The organism is Paenisporosarcina sp. HGH0030 (genome assembly GCF_000411295.1).
Classification (GTDB): Bacteria; Bacillota; Bacilli; order Bacillales_A; family Planococcaceae; genus Paenisporosarcina.
Genome location: NZ_KE150421.1, coordinates 2173106 through 2189727, shown reverse-complemented (window position 1 = coordinate 2189727; position 16622 = coordinate 2173106). Strand labels below are relative to the sequence as shown.

Below are 16622 nucleotides of genomic sequence, written 5' to 3'. Positions count from 1 at the left end.
TGCTCTCTATATGACCCTCGGAATTATTGATGTATGCTAATCCTTCCGTGTTCGGTTCATCGTTATAATTTGAATGACTAGACGCCAAATTGTCGTATGGTACACCGTATTCTGTCAATGATGCGTATCGTTCAGCACTAATGCCGGAATTCCAAAGGTCCACAAAATCTGTTAAATCTTGTGCCGAAAACATAAAGGTTCAGTTTGAATCCGTCATGTTCGAAAACGTGATAGTTCATTTTTCTCCTTCGACATTACAATTGACATACTATGTCGAATTTAGAAGTTATTTTCATTCTTTATTCCCTACTATTCCCATTTTTGTAATGTTATAATAGATTAAATATTCAGAAAGGAGGAGTTAATATGAAAAAGAAAATTCTATCTGCTTTCTTGCTGTCTGTTATTCTTATGGGATCAACTTCAGCACTAGGTGCAACACCTTTTGATACAAGCGATAAGTTTCCGCCAAGATGTGGTTTTAAAGCGTGTCCCGATATTTAATAATTTATCCTAAGAACATTATTCTTTGTCTTGAAGTACCCATTCTTTAAGACAAAGAATATTCGTATCTTGGTGTGCGTATCGTTGAACTCGTACTGTTCATTTGCGTTTAGTATAATCGTAAATTTTCACATAGCCTTTTCTTTGTATTCCTACTGAATTTCGTTCTTTCCAAGCCTTGAATCTCATAGATAGAAAGCTGATTTCGTACTATATGTTACTGAACATATTCGCACTCCTATATTTCGTTTTTTGTTGTCAACAATGTGGTTAAATACTTAGTGAACTTTGATTTAATACTATAATGGGATATGAAGAGGTGCAAAAAACCATCTTATTTGAACACTCGAACAAGTTGCCCTTCGGTTACAGGCATTTCAAGTGTCAAAACGGCTTTGTAAGTACCAGTCTTAGATTTAAAGGAAAGCGTATTTGTTTTCTTTTTGGTCAATAGCATCGCTAACATTTTAGGTGTCACATTTTTGAAGTATTGAGTTTTCCAAATATAAAAGGTGCAGCCGCTTGCAGAAGAACAGAAATACCGTTTTTCAGACTGTCGTATTGGCTCTCCACAACCTGGACAGTTTCCTAACGATTCCTCAAAATCTATTGCCCCCACCTTTAAGGTTTTGGCCTCCTCTACAATACCGGTTGCATACTGTTCCACTTTTCTCATAAAGGTCTTAGCATCGGCCCGCCCATGTTCAATTTCATCTAACTGAAACTCCCACATTTCCACTAAATTATTCATATTTATTATAATGATCCGCAGTGACATTACGAATTTTATTTTGTATGAACTTCAGAAGATAATAGGGAATTGGAAAAATATAAATAAAAAATAATCAAAACTATTTACATACTTCGTTCGTCTAATATATGTAAAGGTTTTAAATTGAACAACACAAAGGAGATTTTATAAAACACAAGAAATAATAATCGGAACAATCGCATCAGCTACAATTTTAATGAGTGCATTATTGGGTATTACATTGTAAATACTCAATAATCTGCCCAATTAACTGTTCAATGGATTTTTCCTTTTTAAGGAAGTCCTTTGATTAATAACACCCTTGCTAACCTTCTTAGCAAGAATACATAAGTAGAACTGTTTTGTTGAAGTCTATTTTATATAATTAAAACTATTTTAAACTAATACGACTTATTTATAGAACACCTTCTAAGAAAGGAGCTTTTTAGATGAAGGGGAATTTGCACATTGAAAAGAAACTTGTAGAATGTATAACCGATAACAAAGAAGCTTTTTATAGATTAGCGTATAGTTATGTGAAAAATGAAAATGATGCAGTAGATATACTACAAGATTCTATACAAAAAGCCATTTCATCAAAACGACACATAAAGAATGAACAATATATAAAAAGTTGGTTTTATCGAATAGTAGTGAATACATCACTAGATTTTTTAAAAAAACAGAAAAAGTTAATGTTTGTTGATGAAGAAGCACTTGAGTCATACGCTGATGGAGTAGAAAATCAGTATTCAAATATTGATCTAGAAAGAGCTTTAGAATCTCTTTCTCTAAAATACCGAAGTGTGATTGTTCTTCGCTATTTTGAAGATTTAAAAATAGAAGAAGTCGCAGAAATATTAAACGAAAACCCAAATACCATTAAAACACGATTAACCAAAGCTCTAAAATTACTCCGAATTCAAATGGCATGATCTTATTTTTAGGAGGAAAATGATATTGGATAAAAAATTAGAAGAATTAAAATCTGATTACCAGAACATCCCGATTCCAGATAATTTGGATTTCATCGTAGCGAACGCCATTAGTCGTTCTAGCGTAAGAAAATTTCCATTTAAATCAGTAATTGGTTTAGCTGCATCTGCTATTTTTATTCTCTCCATAAATAGTAGCCCAACATTTGCGAAAACATTGTCTGATGTTCCGATTGTTGGGAATTTAGTAGATGTCCTGACATTTACTGAATACACTGTAGATGAAAAAACTTATCAGGCACATTTAAAGGTTCCTGCTGTTTCTAACTTAAAAAACAAGGATCTTGAAAATAGTTTAAATCAAAAATATTTGAACGAAAACAAACAACTCTATGATACGTTTACGAAAGAAATGGACGAGATGAAAAAAGAAAATGGAGGTCACTTAGGCATAGATAGTGGCTATGAAGTAAAGACAGACACGGATAATATTTTATCGATTGGGAGGTACGTAGTGAATACCGTTGGATCTTCATCTACAACCATGACATATGACACCATTGATAAGAAAAATGAAATCTTATTAACCCTTCCATTACTGTTTAAAGATGAAACATATATTAATTTGATTAGTGAGAACATAAAAGAGCAAATGAAAGAACAAATGAAACATGACGAAAACAAGTTATATTGGTTTCGAGATGAAGGGGATGAAACGACGATTGGATTGTTTGATAAGATTAGTAGCAAACAAAACTTTTATATTAATAAAGACAATCAATTAGTCATTTCATTTGATAAATATGAAGTTGCTCCTGGGGCTATGGGCATTATTGAATTTATTATTCCATCTGATATTCTTTCGGATGCCTTAGTCAGCAACCACTACATTAAATAGTCACCTAAAAGTCATCATTTTTCAAATCGCAATCAGATTTCCTAAATGTGTTGCGGATTTCGTGTTGCTAAATAGCTGGCAAGTCCTGCTCCAACCTGCAATCGAACTGCCGTTGAGGTGTTTACAAAAACCTCAGACGGCTAGGATTTCGAGTTGCACAGGTCTTTCCCCTATTTATGAACTCACGTCTGTACCATTACGTTCAAGCCGTATAACTAACAAAAGGAGAATTAGAGATAATGACCAGATCCAAAAGTAAGAAACGCGGACCCTGGATTGATGTTGCCTGTATCAGTATGATTGTATTTCTGAGTATGACCCTCATTTTTCTCGGATACTCAACAGAGAGCGATGCAAAACAAAATACAAACAACGGACACGCCCCAGAAGTAAAAAAAGATGTGTCAACGATAGAATCAGCTTTTCCTGGAATACTTATTACAACTGAAGTTAAAAAAGATGACTATTCTCCTTATGCCATTCAGTATCCACAAAGTAAAGTAGTCTCATTTAATGATCGTGTCAAAAAATACATAGATGAACAACGGGATACTTATTTAATTGCAATGGAAGAAAATAAGCGAATCGGTAGTAAGACTCCTGGAGAGTTGAACATTGCTTTCGAAACATTTCCACATGCATCCGGATCGTATTCATTTGTTATGATTTCCGGAACATATTTAGGCGGTGCAAATGGTTTTACCAATTTTAACACCATTCATTTTGACCCGGAGTCAGGTGAAATTATTGAGATTGCTGATTTATTTGGACATGACGAATCTAAGCTTGTAAAACTCTCATCACTTGTACGAGATGGCATTCAGAAAGATCCAAGCTTAACAAATAGAGTCCTAGAAGAAGACATGATGTTGGCTACCGAACCGAAGTGGAGCAACTTCGAGAACTTTGCCCTCATAGACGATTCGCTCGTCATATATTTCGATGAGTACGAAATCGCTAGTGATGCCGCAGGTGCACCGGTTATTGCCGTGCCACTTGCTGCGCTAACTGAACAATTAGTAGCGCCTTATAAACCGGATGTAGAAGTATTACCAAAACCTCCTGTTGAAGAAGTTTCAGATGAAGCAGAAGAAGAACCGATTGAAGAACCTACAGAAGAACCTGCAGAAGAACCGGATGACAGTGATGATGTTCAACCTGTAGAAACGGATACGAAGCAAGTCGCCCTAACGTTTGATGATGGTCCAGATCCAAAAGTAACGCCGCAAATCCTTGCCACTCTAGCGAAGTATGATGCAAAAGCAACATTCTTTATGCTAGGCAGTCGAGTAGAATCTTACCCGGAAATCGCGAAAGATGTGTTGACTGCTGGCCATGAGCTCGGCAACCACACTTGGACCCATGCAAACTTAACTAAAATGGCGACGGATTCGATTACAAAAGAAGTTTCAAGGACAAATAACATCATCGAACAAGCCACTGGACAAGCACCAACTGTTTTTCGTCCTCCTTACGGTGCTTTCAAGGATGACATGTTAAACGTGATGCAATTACCCGTTGTTTTGTGGGATGTAGATACACTCGATTGGAAACACCGTGATGCTGCTCAACTTTTAACGTCTGTAAAAAGTAGCGTCCATGACGGCAGTACCGTATTAATGCACGATATTCATTTATCGACTGCTCAAGGATTAGACAGTGTGCTTGCTTATTTAACAAGTGAAGGATATGAGTTTGTAACCGTTTCAGAACTAGAATGATAAGTTGAAAGATTGACCCAAGAGCTTGCTTTTGGGTCAATCTGACATAAGTAATTGTAGAAAATAGTTATGGGGAAAAATTAAGAAACCATTTAAATCGTATCTAAGAAAAAGAATGATGTTATAACTTCAATCAACGAATGCTTCGTATTATAAGGTTAACCAGTTTTTACTGGTTGACCTTATTTTTATTGGATTTAATATATCAAAAAAAAAACAAACCATTCTGCGGATGGTTCGTTTTTTTATTGTAAATTTATATACTTTAATCCCTTTTATAGTAAAAATTCACTTAAATTAATACAAACATTTACCAAAGTTCTATTTATTGGTATAATTATAATTGTTTAATAGTTCTCAATTTTCGTGTATTTAACTTACAATTTCGCAAAGGAGCATAGATGAAGAATATAGGATTGATTATTAAACAAGCAAGAGTTGATCAAGGGATTAAGCAATTGAATTTAGCAAAAGGCATATGTTCGATATCTTATTTAAGTAAAGTTGAAAATAATCAACTTGTCCCAAGCGATGAAATCCTAGTTAACTTATTAAATAGACTTTCTATAACTATCACTGAAGTTAGTGATGAAGAAGAAATTTTAACTTTAAATTCAATTAAAGAGCTCTATAAAACTGCAATAATCTATAGAGATCATAAGTCTATTTCAAATGAAATCGTCAAAATTGAAGAGAAGAGAACTATTTTTAAAAACCAGGTGTACTCTATCAATTCCTTACTCTTTTTGTCTAGATTGTATTTAATAAGTGGTAAAGAAATGTCTCGTGTAGAATCTTTGATTGAGTTTATAGAACTTCATGAAGAGAATTTAACAAACTATCAAAAGTGCGTTTTCAATATCAATAAAGCACTAAAATCATTCTACACGGATGAATATCTTCAATCAGTAGAATACATTGAGCAGGCGTTAGAAGATCAAAATACAATAGTATTAGAAAATTGGGAATTAGCGGATCTGTACAATGTCATGGCAATTTGTTACCTAGTAAATAATTATAATTATAGTACAATCGAGTTTGCTCGAAAGGCGCTAAATATATACCGTGACCTTTTATTATTTAACAGGGCCATTGATTGTTATATTTCCATTGGAATTAGTTATAAAAGAAATTATAAATACAAAGAGTCCGAAGAAAGCTTTCAAGCAGCTTATAGATTACTAAAAGATCGTGGACTATTTGATTTTGAGGGAATTATTACACAAAATTTAGGGACATTATCAGCAATAAAAGGTGACTCAAATAAAGCCATCGAATACTTTTTGTCTAGTATGGATTGCAAGAAGACTACTGAAGGTTATTACGTAACGATTTTATCCATTATTCAAGAATATTCAAAACTAAAAAGTCCTGAAAACATTTTGATGTGGTGTGAAAAAGGACTTGAAATGTATTCTAAAGCAAAGGAAAAGAATCTTTCTTATTATTATCATTTCAAGATCTTTGAAGCAGAGCAGGTTGGTGGTGCTGAATTTACAAATATATTAATTAAAGCTATAAAATACTTTGAATTGAAAAAAGACTATCGTCATGTTTATAAATATGCAGTTCTACTTGCAAAATATTATTATTTGAATAAAAAATTGAAGAATTCAGGAATATATTATCAACTTGCAAATGAGGCATTACTATTAAAAAATAAATTATTAAATTGGGAGGATTTGTGAGATGAAAAAGAAATTAATGATTTTTGCAATTATAAGTTTAATATTTATTGGAATCAATAAAGGTAATTCTGCTGGAATCTCAACTGCTGCAGAAGAAGAAATTCCTAGGCCGGTAATTGAATTAAAATGATATTTAATAAAGGTTGAAACTCTATATTGAGTTTCAGCCTTTATTTTTTTATAAAGAACAAAATATTGAATGAAATAAGATACATCGTTTATTAGTGACAATTCGGCGAATAGAATAAGCCCATCCCTAGCACAGCTTTTAGCTATGCAGGAGATGATTTATTTTATGTAGATGGAAATGTCACTGATATAACCGATTGTAAATTAAGAAGCCTTTCGTGAGTTCATTGAACTTATGAAAGGCCTTTTCTCTCTTTTATATGTTTTGTTAAAGCTAGCTAAGAAAAGAACGCCTCTTATTCCAAAGCTATAATCATCCTAATTTTTCGAAGCAAAAATAAACCAATAGCTAACCATAACCAGCTGTAGAAAAGTGAAAATCCAAAAATAATTATTAAAGTCGTCATATTAAATGAAGAAGAAAGAGTGGGACCGAAAACAGGGAAGCCGAACCCGTACAATGGAATGCAAATGCCAATAAACAATAGTAAACCATTCAAGAATATTATTCCTAGACGCCGATTTAAAGCGAGGCACGTCCATCCGAGGCCAATTCCGAGTAACCCCGTAGTAAAGGGGAAAATCACTAATTCGCTTGGTTGAATTATTAATAATAAACAAATTGTTGAAAAGTAAATCAACATGCTTGAACGGAATGAGATCAGTGCACCTAAAAAAATCGGTGCTGTAGCAAGAGGGCTGAAAGCATAGCCGATACCTGGAAACAGCCCCCCTGCAGATTGCAAAATGGCTGCAAGTGCTGCCATCAATGCTGAAAACATTAATTTTTTTGTAAGTGACCAACTCTCGAAAACCTGGTGAATGTCCTTTGGATGCGACGGGATAGGCTTATTAAAATACACTGTCTCTCTCCTTATAGTTCTAAATTTCACCGAATTCCATCCCTCTGTTAATTTCCTTATTTCACAAAGTCTTTTTATATACTATAAAAAAGAATGAAATGAGTGCCAGAATGCCCAATGGTTGAATAAATTGATAGAGAAAATGAAGAGAGGGGAAAGGTGTCAATGCCTGAACGAAAACTAGATCCGAGTGACATCCTGTTGCCACCCGGTTATGACATTGAAGTATTCGCGGATGGTTTAACAACTCCCATAAATATAACCTTTACAAGCAAAGGGGAATTGCTGGTTGCCGATTCCGGTATCACGGATGGGAACGGAAAGGTGTTAAAACTAACGCAACAAGGTTTTATTGTTATAGGTGATGGATTTAATCCTCCTCTAACTGGGATTACTGAATACCAAGGCAACATTTATGTTGCGCATCGAGGTTACGTAACGATTATTCAGCCTGATGGGACGAAGGTGGATATTATTGAAGGGCTCCCCAGTATTGGTGATCATCATAATAATCGAGTGGTATTTGGCCCTGATGGAAAAATGTATTTTGGGCAAGGAACTGCGACCAATAGTGGGGTTGTAGGAAAGGACAACTCCTGGGTAAAAGAACATCCATTCTTTCATGATTACCCCGGTTCAAGGGTGACTTTAAATGGCTCTAACTTTCAAACATCAGGATTTTTAGAGGCATTTCCAGACCGTGTTGTGACAACTGGCGCATTTGTTCCTTTTGGGGTTGAAACCTATCCCGGGAACACAGTGGATGGAATCATTCGTGCTAGCGGAAGTATATTACGTGCCAATCCAGATGGCTCTGAGCTTGAGTTGGTGGCATGGGGTCTAAGAAATCCTTTCAGATTGCGATTCGATCGATTCAATCGATTGTTTGCGTCCAATCATGGGATGGATGTTCGCGGAAGTCGTCCAGTGGCCAACTCCCCGGATGAATTTCAGTGGATTCGTCCTGGATTCTGGTATGGATTTCCGGATTTTACCGGAGGATTGCCGGTTACAATGCCACAATTTAAACCGGAAGGAAAACCTCAACCTGCTTTCTTATTAGCAGAACATCCTATGCAACCACCAATGCCTGTGGCTTCATTCCCTTCTCACTCCGCAACAATGGGGTTCAGTTTTAATGAGAATCCTGAATTTGGACCAGTAGGGGATGTTTTTATCGCGGAGTTTGGAGCTGAAGACCCAGAGACAACAGGAGGGATACCGCTTCCCTATGTGGGCCATCGCGTTTCCCGTATCGACATGCAAACAGGGCAGATTCATATTTTTGCAATAAATCGAACAGGTCTGGCTGCATCCGATACAAATGGAGGCGGATTAGAACGGCCCATTGATGCCGTTTTCGGTCCTGATGGCGCACTGTATGTCTCTGACTTTGGCTTATTTACAGAAGAGTCAGCAGTACCTGGAACAGGCGTTATTTGGAAAATAACAAAGACATCTTGACTCGAGATGTCGCTAGCTTGCCATCATTTATTAAGAAGTGCACTGCCGGTTGCAAAATACTATTTTCTAAAGCAATCTCCCCAAAAAAATCGATGTTTGCTGAGGGATTATGATGCTTTTAAAGCACTCCAGACATATGTAAAAATCTTTCTACTATAATAAACAAAACAAATTTGAAATTTCTTATAATCTAATTCATTATTAACAGTAGACAGTCTTTTCGTAATTAATAGATACAGGAATTGCGTAGAGAAATACATTCTATGAAGGAAGTAGCTTATGCCGGAAGAAAATATTACGCGAATCAGCCTAGATGGCAAAGAACTAATTTTAATCGGAACTGCCCATGTATCGAGACAGAGTGCTGAACAAGTAAAAGAGGTTATCGAAAGAGAAAGACCCGATTCAGTATGTATCGAGTTGGATGAACAAAGATACCAGTCAGTTATGGACAGCAACAAGTATAAAGAGACTGATATTTTCAAAGTGATTAAAGACAAGAAAGCCACGTTTCTATTGATGAATTTGGCGATTTCTTCTTTTCAAAATCGTTTAGCAAAACAGTTTGATATCAAGCCTGGACAGGAAATGATTCAGGGTATTGAATCAGCAAAAGAGATAGGTGCAAATCTGGTCTTGGCTGATCGCAATATACAAATCACCTTTAGCAGAATTTGGGGCAATCTCGGCCTGTCAGGGAAGGCACAACTTCTCAATGCAATATTCTTTAGTATTTTCAGTAAAGAGACCATCTCGGAAGATGAACTTGAAAAAATGAAATCACAAGATACGCTAAACGCTGCTCTTGCTGAATTCACGGAAGCTTTTCCGAAGTTAAAGACGCCTTTAATTGATGAGAGGGATCAATATTTAGCCCAAAAAATTAAGGATGCTCCAGGAAATAAAATTGTTGCGGTATTGGGTGCGGCACATGTACAGGGCATTACAAAAGAAATTCATAAAGAGCATGATTTAATGGCTTTGTCACAAACGCCACCTAAATCAATCGTACCTAAAATTATTGGTTGGGCGGTTCCTCTGCTGATTATAGCAATCATTGCCTATACTTTTATCGCTAATCCTTCTGCAGGTTTTGATCAAGCGATAAGCTGGTTTCTGTGGACTGGATCTCTTGCTGCTGTAGGAGCTGCCGTTGCTTTTGGGCATCCGCTAGCCGTACTGTCAGCCTTTGTTGCTGCTCCATTTACTGCCTTGCATCCGTTGATTGCTGCTGGTTGGGTTTCTGGAATTGTACAAGCGTATATTCGCCGACCGAATATCGGAGACTTCGAAACACTTTCGGAGGATGTGTTTTCCATAAAAGGATTTTGGGATAACAAGGTCACCCGCGTGTTGTTGGTGGTTGTCCTGACCAACTTAGGAGGTTCATTGGGAACCTTTATCGGCGGGGCAGATGTGATTAGAGTGTTCTTCAATAACTTGTAATACGGCATATATAAAAAGAGGAAAGTCAAAAATGACTTTTCTCTTTTTATTTTGTTAAAACAATGTGTTCATAGTAAGAGAATCTGCGACAAGAAAATCTGCTCCTGCGGTTACTCGTCGCAAAGATCTAGACCTGCTCCTGCGGTTACTCGTCGCAAAGATGCCGATTCTCTCTTTTAAATAAAAAATCAATAAGACAGACTGATAGACTTTTTCAATTGTCCAAATAGTTCGTGATGTGACAAGGTGTCATGTTTTAGTTGAATTGTGACATCGTGTCATATATAATGAATCAAGTTCGGTTGTGACATCGTGTCACTTTAAATTCAGATAGGAGGTTATAAGGTTGCCTAAACAAACCTTCATCAATTTACCCAATGATAAAAAAGAAACATTAATAAAAGCAGCTATGAAGGAATTTTCAAGAGTCCCGTTATCTGGAGCTTCCATTTCTAATATCGTAAAAGATGCTGGTATCCCAAGGGGTAGCTTTTATCAATATTTTGAAGATAAAGAGGATCTCTACTATTTCTTGTTAGATGAAAACTCTCAGAGACTGAATAGCAGATTCATTTCAGTATTGAAAGATCAAAATGGCGATCTAATAGAGTCATTTATCGAATCCTTCCGGAGGATGTTGATCAGCTTGCAAAGCTTGGAATTTCGTCAATTTTTCAGAAATGCATTCTTGAACATGAATTATAAAGCAGAAAATACGTTAACACCTGAAGTAAATGAAGAGCAAATGAATACTCGTTTAAAAGAGGTTATGGGCTTGGTTGATACAGATAAATTGAATATCTCAGATGAAATGGAATTGATTCATATTTTCAAAATCATGAAGGCAGTAACATTCCAAAATCTGATTCAAGTATTCGCAAAAGACTTGTCCATAGAACAATCTATGCAAAACTATACAGCTGAAGTGAATTTAATGAAAAAAGGATTATGTAAGTAAACCCACGAAATTTCATGAAGCGAGTAATAGACGACTAAACTATACGGAGGAAAAAATGGATGACAGAACAGAAAAAACCACCATATGGCAATATCGCCATATTATTTATGGGGGCATTTGTGGCGATCTTCACCCAGACGTTATTGAATATCGCATTGCCTTCCATTATGACGGATTTAAATATTAAGGATGCATCTACAGTACAATGGCTCGTAACAGGCTATATGTTGGTCAATGGGATTTTAATTCCCGCGAGTGCCTATTTTATACAACGTTATTCCAATAGATCCATTTTCATCCTGGCCATGTCCATATTTGCGTTAGGGACATTATTTGCGGGCTTAGCCCCTACTTTTGGTGTGCTTCTTGCAGCCCGAATGATTCAAGCTGCTGGTGCCGCACTGATGATGCCATTACTGATGAACGTGATGCTTGCTGCGTTTCCTGTTGAACGACGAGGAGCGGCGATGGGTGTTTTCGGTCTAGTAATGATCGTTGCACCGGCAATCGGTCCAACACTTTCCGGTTATATTGTTGAACACTATTCATGGCGAGTATTGTTTTTCATTGTCCTGCCTGTTGCTTTAATCCCGTTAGCTTTAGGAATTTTCAAATTAAAGAATTTAACGTTCCAAAACCGAGAATTAAGTTTGGATAAAATGTCTTTAGTCTTTTCAAGTCTTGGCTTTGGCGGAATCCTCTACGGATTTAGTTCTGCTGGTCAAAATGGTTGGGACGACCCGATAGTTTTAGGAACCATTACCGTCGGTGTAGTATCACTTGTTACATTTATTCTCCGCCAACTTAAATTGAGTGAACCATTGCTCGAATTTAGGATCTACAAACATCCAATGTTTGCATTATCGTCAGCGATTTCAATCGTTCTATCCATTTCCATGTTCTCGGCCATGATTCTTATGCCGATTTATGTTCAGACAATCAAAGGGATTTCACCTTTCGATTCTGGCTTGCTCATGCTTCCAGGTGCTTTGGTGATGGGCTTCATGTCACCAGTTACCGGTAAATTGTTCGATAAATACGGTGCCAAAGTGCTTGCAATTACAGGGATGTCGATTGTTGTTATTTCAACGTATTACTTTAGTAAATTAAGTTTGGATACAACGTACCTTGAAATAATGTTCCTATATACAATCCGCATGTTCGGGATTTCAATGGTAATGATGCCGGTAATGACGAACGGTTTGAATACGTTGCCAATGAAAGCTTACCCACACGGTACAGCGATGAACAACACTTTTCAACAAGTATCAGGTGCCATCGGTTCTGCGTTACTAATCACCGTCATGAATACTCGCACGACTTCGACAGCGGAAAACTTGGCGAAAAGCGGAAGTGACCCTATGAACATCATGAAGAACTCCATGATGGAAGGAATCACTTATACATTCTACGTCTCTACATTTATTGCAGTTGTAGGGTTAGCGTTGACATTCTTTATCAAAAAGCCGAACAGACAGGTTACTGAGGAAGAGAAGGAACAAGTTTATAAACAAAAACCCGTTGAGGAATAATAAGAAAAAGGCTGAGCCCATTGTGGTTCAGCCTTTTTAAATGATTAGAATGAATAAAATTCTAGCCAGCAGAGAACAATTTTACAGAGACGGACGTGTGGGAAACCGATAGTTTGCGAGCACAAACTTGTCCCTCCAGTAGGGGCGAGTTTTTTAATGCACGGCTCTGACTGTTGATTATAGTGAATTTGCTCTTTCCGCGATCGAACTTGCAAGCCTTTTCACTCAGTTTAGGGATTAATTGTTACCATAAAAAGATAGAACTGCCTAATGTTCTATGGGGAATTGGCAGTTTTTTTAAAGTTTGACGCTTTTTCATGTAAAATAGGTCAATATCAAGAATGTTGAGCAAGTTTTAGGCTCAAGTTTGATAAAAGTGACGATTAGTTTGAGAAAATTAAGTTTAGTTGGAGAAAATGCAAGTTTAGTTGGAAATAATTGATGGTTAGTTGGAAAAATCGCAGGTTTAGTAATAGTATAAATTGGCTCGCGCATTACTGACGGTCTTGCAAGCTGTTGCTTTTTTATAGAGTACATTTGCAAAATAAATGCTGTAAGAGCGTGAAGCCCATTATGTGGTTTTCATATTTGTTGGCCTATGCGCAACTGTACGATAAACGACCGTTTCGTTTAACAGAGCCTTATTCAAAGAAGTTGGAGGAATGTTTATGTTTTTAAAAAATACCATTGTCATCACAGGCTCACTAATTGTGGCATTCGCTTTTAATTTCTTTTTGGTTCCTTATGGTATATTAAGCAGCGGAATTAGTGGAATAGCTATATTGGTTGGGTTGATCACACCATTTAATACTGGCTTATTGAATCTACTATTTAATTTACCTTTAGTTGTGTTGGGTTATTTCAAACTCGGAAAAACCATTACGATCAATACTATGGTTTGTGTCATTTCACTGTCAGTCTTCTTATATATATTGCCGGTAGTTCAAGTTACCGACAATATCTTGCTTTCCGCTGTTTTTGGTGGAGGCTTGGGTGGCCTGGGTATCGGTCTTATTTTGAAATACTCTGGAACTTCAGGCGGTTTGGATATTATAGCGATTATGGTTTCCCGAATCAGTAATGTCAGTATTGGACTACTTCTCACAGCTATGAACGGTGTAATTGTTCTGATTTCTGGATTTGTTTTCGGCTGGGATATCGCATTATACACTCTTTTATCCATATTTTTGACCGGTAAAATGATTGATACGATCTTTACCAATCATGTCAAATTGACGATGCAGATAGTCACTTCAAAAGGCGACTTAATACGCAATGATCTACTGGAGTCCATTTATCGAGGTATGACGATTACTGAAGGTTACGGAGGCTACACACAAGAAAAGAAACAAATATTAATGATGGTTGTTACACGTTATGAAACATTGCAAATCAAAAAAATTGTCCGGAAATATGATGAACATGCCTTTATTAATATATTTGAGACTGTTGAGGTTGATGGTAATTTTGCAAAGAATTAGTGGGGACTAACATTAGTGAAAGAATGAGATCCAGAAGGACTGTTAATCTGACAGTCCTTTTTTTGTTTAATGAAAGAAGACGTATATGCATTATGTAAACATGTGGTTACATAAATATAAATAATACCTCATGCGTAACAATTCTTATATATCCGTATTTAAACCTTGGAAGAAGAAAAAGATTTCCTCAAATAGTAATTACAACTGAGACGAGCAAAGTGATTTCACTTTGTTTGTCTTTTTTTTATAGGTAATGGTGCAGGGGTAGTTAGTGGGAAAAATCTTGAAACGTTATTTCATCTAGTTTAATTGGAACTTTGTAACCGTTTTCACGAGATTCCCTTGTATTAAAATTTCTATCTGATAATATTAATGATTGATAATTATAACTATTCCAATATATTATCTAAATTTACACCTAGGAGGATACAGATGAGCAAAAAATTGATTATTGTAATTCTAACTATTTTACCGTTTGTCCTTATGCTTGGCGCAATTCCATTTGTTAATCGAATTGAACCGATTATTTTTGGATTGCCATTTCTTCATTTTTGGTTATTTTTAGGGATGATTCTTACTCCATTATGTACGTATGTCATTTATCATACAGAAGTCAGAAGGGAGTATTGAATGATGCAGGGGAATTTAACAGCGTTATTAATTACTAGTTTCATAGTTTTATCGGTGGTTTTAATTGGATTTATCGCTGGACGAAATAAATCAAGCCGGAGTTCGGTAGAAGAGTGGTCTGTTGGTGGAAGACGTTTCGGTCCATTGCTCGTATGGCTCTTAGTCGGAGCAGACTTATATACAGCGTACACATTCTTAGGATTGACGAGTACTGCATTCGCAGCTGGTAGTATTGCGTTCTTCGCGATTCCATATACGATAATTGCGTTCTTCGTTTCTTATTTCTATCTTCCAAAGTTATGGGAAGTTTCTAAGAAGCATAAATTAACGACACTTGCAGATTATGCAAAAGGACGATTTGATAGTAAATTCTTATCGTTGCTAATCGCAATTGTCGGTGTATTAATGCTGATTCCGTACATTGATTTACAATTAGCTGGTATTCAAGATACTTTAACAGTTGCGGGTACAGGTTATATTAATATAAAAGTTGTTGTTATTATTTCATTCCTGTTAGTGGCACTGTATACATTCTTCAGCGGAATAAAAGGACCAGCTTATACCGCGGTCATTAAAGACATTTTAGTATGGGTCATTATGTTATTCCTGGTTGTGTCAATTCCAATCATTCACTTTGGAAGTTGGGGCTCGATGATTGACAAAATCGTCACAGACTCCCCAGAGTTGTTAACCATACCGACAACAGGACCAAAGGGGATTCCGTGGTTCTTGACTGCTTCATTGGTTTCAGGCTTGGCACTATTCATGTGGGCGCACGCGGTAACAGGTGTATTCACAGCGAAAAATGCAGATGTACTTCGTAAAAATGCCATCTATTTACCATTTTATAATATCGTCTTAATTCTTGTTGTTTTCCTTGGCTTTGCAGCTTACCTTGTATTGCCAGAAGGAAGCGATCCACGTTTTGCATTGTTGAATTTAATTCAAGTGTCTTACGGTGGGGTAGTACAAGGACTTGCTTATTCAACAATCGCACTAGCGTCATTGATTCCATGTTCAATCATGGCAATCGGAGCTTCGAATTTATTTGCGAATAATATTTACCGTGATTTTATTAATCCAAATGTCAAACCGGAAAAATTGACGATGATTACTCGTTCGATGGTATTTGTGGTTATAGGACTAGCATTAATTTTCGGTATGCTTTTCCCGACAGCACTTGTGTCACTTCAACTTCTAGGGGTATCTGGGATGGTTCAAATCTTCCCAGCCATCGTCTTTAGTTTATTCTGGAGAAACCAGACAAGAGAAGCAACAATCATCGGTTTACTTGTAGGGCTTGGTGTAACTTTTGCTGTGTATTCTACAGGAAAGACATTCGGGATTTATGAAGGGTTCTGGGGACTGTCGGCTAACGTCATCGCATTGATCGTTCTTAATCCTTTATTCGTTAAAAAGGCAAAAGACAAAACTAATCCAATCATGGATCAACTTTTTACGAAATAACCAGATTCAGTAATGAATAAAAGAGACTTCGCGTAAAATACGTTCATTAAAGCGGCTGATTGCTTCAGCCGCTTTTTTTGTATGTACAGCACTGTGTTCAAATTAGAATCAAAACCCTGAAGAACGAACAAGGTGACATGTCACATCGTATGTTT

At 36.5% G+C, this 16622-nt stretch carries 14 protein-coding genes and 1 pseudogene; 13 read left to right on the top strand and 2 right to left on the bottom strand.

Going from position 1 to position 16622, the window contains the following annotated elements:
* The first annotated feature begins 366 nt into the window (after positions 1–366).
* Entirely contained in the window at positions 367–504 is a 138-nt protein-coding gene (locus tag HMPREF1210_RS18060) for a hypothetical protein (protein WP_016428654.1), read from the top strand.
* A gap of 334 nt (positions 505–838) precedes the next feature.
* Here the strand turns inward: HMPREF1210_RS18060 and HMPREF1210_RS10475 are convergent, their stop codons facing one another.
* Entirely contained in the window at positions 839–1255 is a 417-nt protein-coding gene (locus HMPREF1210_RS10475; RefSeq protein ID WP_016428653.1) for a hypothetical protein, read from the bottom strand.
* A 449-nt stretch (positions 1256–1704) separates the two neighbouring features.
* On the opposite strand from HMPREF1210_RS10475, the gene HMPREF1210_RS10470 reads away from it, so the two are divergent.
* The 5 genes from HMPREF1210_RS10470 (at position 1705) to HMPREF1210_RS18500 (ending at position 6627) form a co-directional block, all read left to right on the top strand.
* Positions 1705–2190 carry an RNA polymerase sigma factor gene (locus HMPREF1210_RS10470; RefSeq protein ID WP_016428652.1) on the top strand — a complete coding sequence of 162 codons (486 nt, stop codon included), beginning with the start codon at positions 1705–1707 and terminating at the stop codon, positions 2188–2190.
* A 25-nt stretch (positions 2191–2215) separates the two neighbouring features.
* The gene (locus HMPREF1210_RS10465; RefSeq protein WP_016428651.1) at positions 2216–3088 is read left to right on the top strand and encodes a DUF3298 and DUF4163 domain-containing protein; all 873 of its coding nucleotides are present in this window, start codon (positions 2216–2218) and stop codon (positions 3086–3088) included.
* A gap of 239 nt (positions 3089–3327) precedes the next feature.
* Positions 3328–4809 (top strand): polysaccharide deacetylase family protein, encoded by a 1482-nt coding sequence (locus HMPREF1210_RS10460; protein ID WP_016428650.1) that lies wholly within the window; start codon positions 3328–3330, stop codon positions 4807–4809.
* Positions 4810–5210: 401 nt separating this feature from the next.
* Positions 5211–6497 (top strand): helix-turn-helix domain-containing protein, encoded by a 1287-nt coding sequence (locus HMPREF1210_RS10455; RefSeq protein WP_016428649.1) that lies wholly within the window; start codon positions 5211–5213, stop codon positions 6495–6497.
* Between the two features lies 1 nt (position 6498).
* Complete coding sequence (locus HMPREF1210_RS18500) at positions 6499–6627, top strand: hypothetical protein (RefSeq protein ID WP_016428648.1); 129 nt, start codon at positions 6499–6501, stop codon at positions 6625–6627.
* 295 nt (positions 6628–6922) lie between these two features.
* On the opposite strand, the gene HMPREF1210_RS10450 is transcribed toward HMPREF1210_RS18500, so the two are convergent.
* Positions 6923–7489, bottom strand: coding sequence for a hypothetical protein (locus HMPREF1210_RS10450; RefSeq protein WP_016428647.1), 567 nt, complete (start codon positions 7487–7489; stop codon positions 6923–6925).
* Positions 7490–7654: 165 nt separating this feature from the next.
* On the opposite strand from HMPREF1210_RS10450, the gene HMPREF1210_RS10445 reads away from it, so the two are divergent.
* The 7 genes and pseudogenes from HMPREF1210_RS10445 to HMPREF1210_RS10415 all read left to right on the top strand — a co-directional run bounded on the left by HMPREF1210_RS10445 (position 7655) and on the right by HMPREF1210_RS10415 (position 16467).
* The gene (locus HMPREF1210_RS10445; protein ID WP_036659539.1) at positions 7655–8953 is read left to right on the top strand and encodes a sorbosone dehydrogenase family protein; all 1299 of its coding nucleotides are present in this window, start codon (positions 7655–7657) and stop codon (positions 8951–8953) included.
* Positions 8954–9232: 279 nt separating this feature from the next.
* Positions 9233–10399, top strand: coding sequence for a TraB/GumN family protein (locus HMPREF1210_RS10440; protein WP_016428645.1), 1167 nt, complete (start codon positions 9233–9235; stop codon positions 10397–10399).
* Between the two features lie 346 nt (positions 10400–10745).
* A complete protein-coding gene (locus HMPREF1210_RS10435; RefSeq protein ID WP_016428644.1) occupies positions 10746–11357 on the top strand; it encodes a TetR/AcrR family transcriptional regulator in 612 nt (203 codons plus the stop codon).
* A gap of 59 nt (positions 11358–11416) precedes the next feature.
* Positions 11417–12889 (top strand): MDR family MFS transporter, encoded by a 1473-nt coding sequence (locus HMPREF1210_RS10430; RefSeq protein WP_016428643.1) that lies wholly within the window; start codon positions 11417–11419, stop codon positions 12887–12889.
* Positions 12890–13557: 668 nt separating this feature from the next.
* Positions 13558–14370 (top strand): YitT family protein, encoded by an 813-nt coding sequence (locus tag HMPREF1210_RS10425; RefSeq protein ID WP_016428642.1) that lies wholly within the window; start codon positions 13558–13560, stop codon positions 14368–14370.
* Between the two features lie 432 nt (positions 14371–14802).
* Positions 14803–15004, top strand: a pseudogene (locus HMPREF1210_RS10420) (DUF3311 domain-containing protein).
* Positions 15004–16467, top strand: coding sequence for a sodium:solute symporter (locus HMPREF1210_RS10415; protein ID WP_036659912.1), 1464 nt, complete (start codon positions 15004–15006; stop codon positions 16465–16467). The pseudogene HMPREF1210_RS10420 and the gene HMPREF1210_RS10415 overlap by 1 nt, the downstream one beginning before the upstream one ends.
* Positions 16468–16622 lie beyond the last annotated feature (155 nt).

What these genes read in the sequence shown, in the direction of transcription:
- HMPREF1210_RS10440 (WP_016428645.1), top strand. Translation starts at nt 9,233, where the DNA reads ATGCCGGAAGAAAATATTACGCGAATCAGCCTAGATGGCAAAGAACTA.
- HMPREF1210_RS10445 (WP_036659539.1), top strand. Translation starts at nt 7,655, where the DNA reads ATGCCTGAACGAAAACTAGATCCGAGTGACATCCTGTTGCCACCCGGT.
- HMPREF1210_RS10455 (WP_016428649.1), top strand. Translation starts at nt 5,211, where the DNA reads ATGAAGAATATAGGATTGATTATTAAACAAGCAAGAGTTGATCAAGGG.
- HMPREF1210_RS10415 (WP_036659912.1), top strand. Translation starts at nt 15,004, where the DNA reads ATGCAGGGGAATTTAACAGCGTTATTAATTACTAGTTTCATAGTTTTA.
- HMPREF1210_RS18060 (WP_016428654.1), top strand. Translation starts at nt 367, where the DNA reads ATGAAAAAGAAAATTCTATCTGCTTTCTTGCTGTCTGTTATTCTTATG.
- HMPREF1210_RS10460 (WP_016428650.1), top strand. Translation starts at nt 3,328, where the DNA reads ATGACCAGATCCAAAAGTAAGAAACGCGGACCCTGGATTGATGTTGCC.
- HMPREF1210_RS10470 (WP_016428652.1), top strand. Translation starts at nt 1,705, where the DNA reads ATGAAGGGGAATTTGCACATTGAAAAGAAACTTGTAGAATGTATAACC.
- HMPREF1210_RS10475 (WP_016428653.1), bottom strand. Translation starts at nt 1,255, where the DNA reads ATGAATAATTTAGTGGAAATGTGGGAGTTTCAGTTAGATGAAATTGAA.
- HMPREF1210_RS18500 (WP_016428648.1), top strand. Translation starts at nt 6,499, where the DNA reads ATGAAAAAGAAATTAATGATTTTTGCAATTATAAGTTTAATATTTATT.
- HMPREF1210_RS10430 (WP_016428643.1), top strand. Translation starts at nt 11,417, where the DNA reads ATGACAGAACAGAAAAAACCACCATATGGCAATATCGCCATATTATTT.
- HMPREF1210_RS10425 (WP_016428642.1), top strand. Translation starts at nt 13,558, where the DNA reads ATGTTTTTAAAAAATACCATTGTCATCACAGGCTCACTAATTGTGGCA.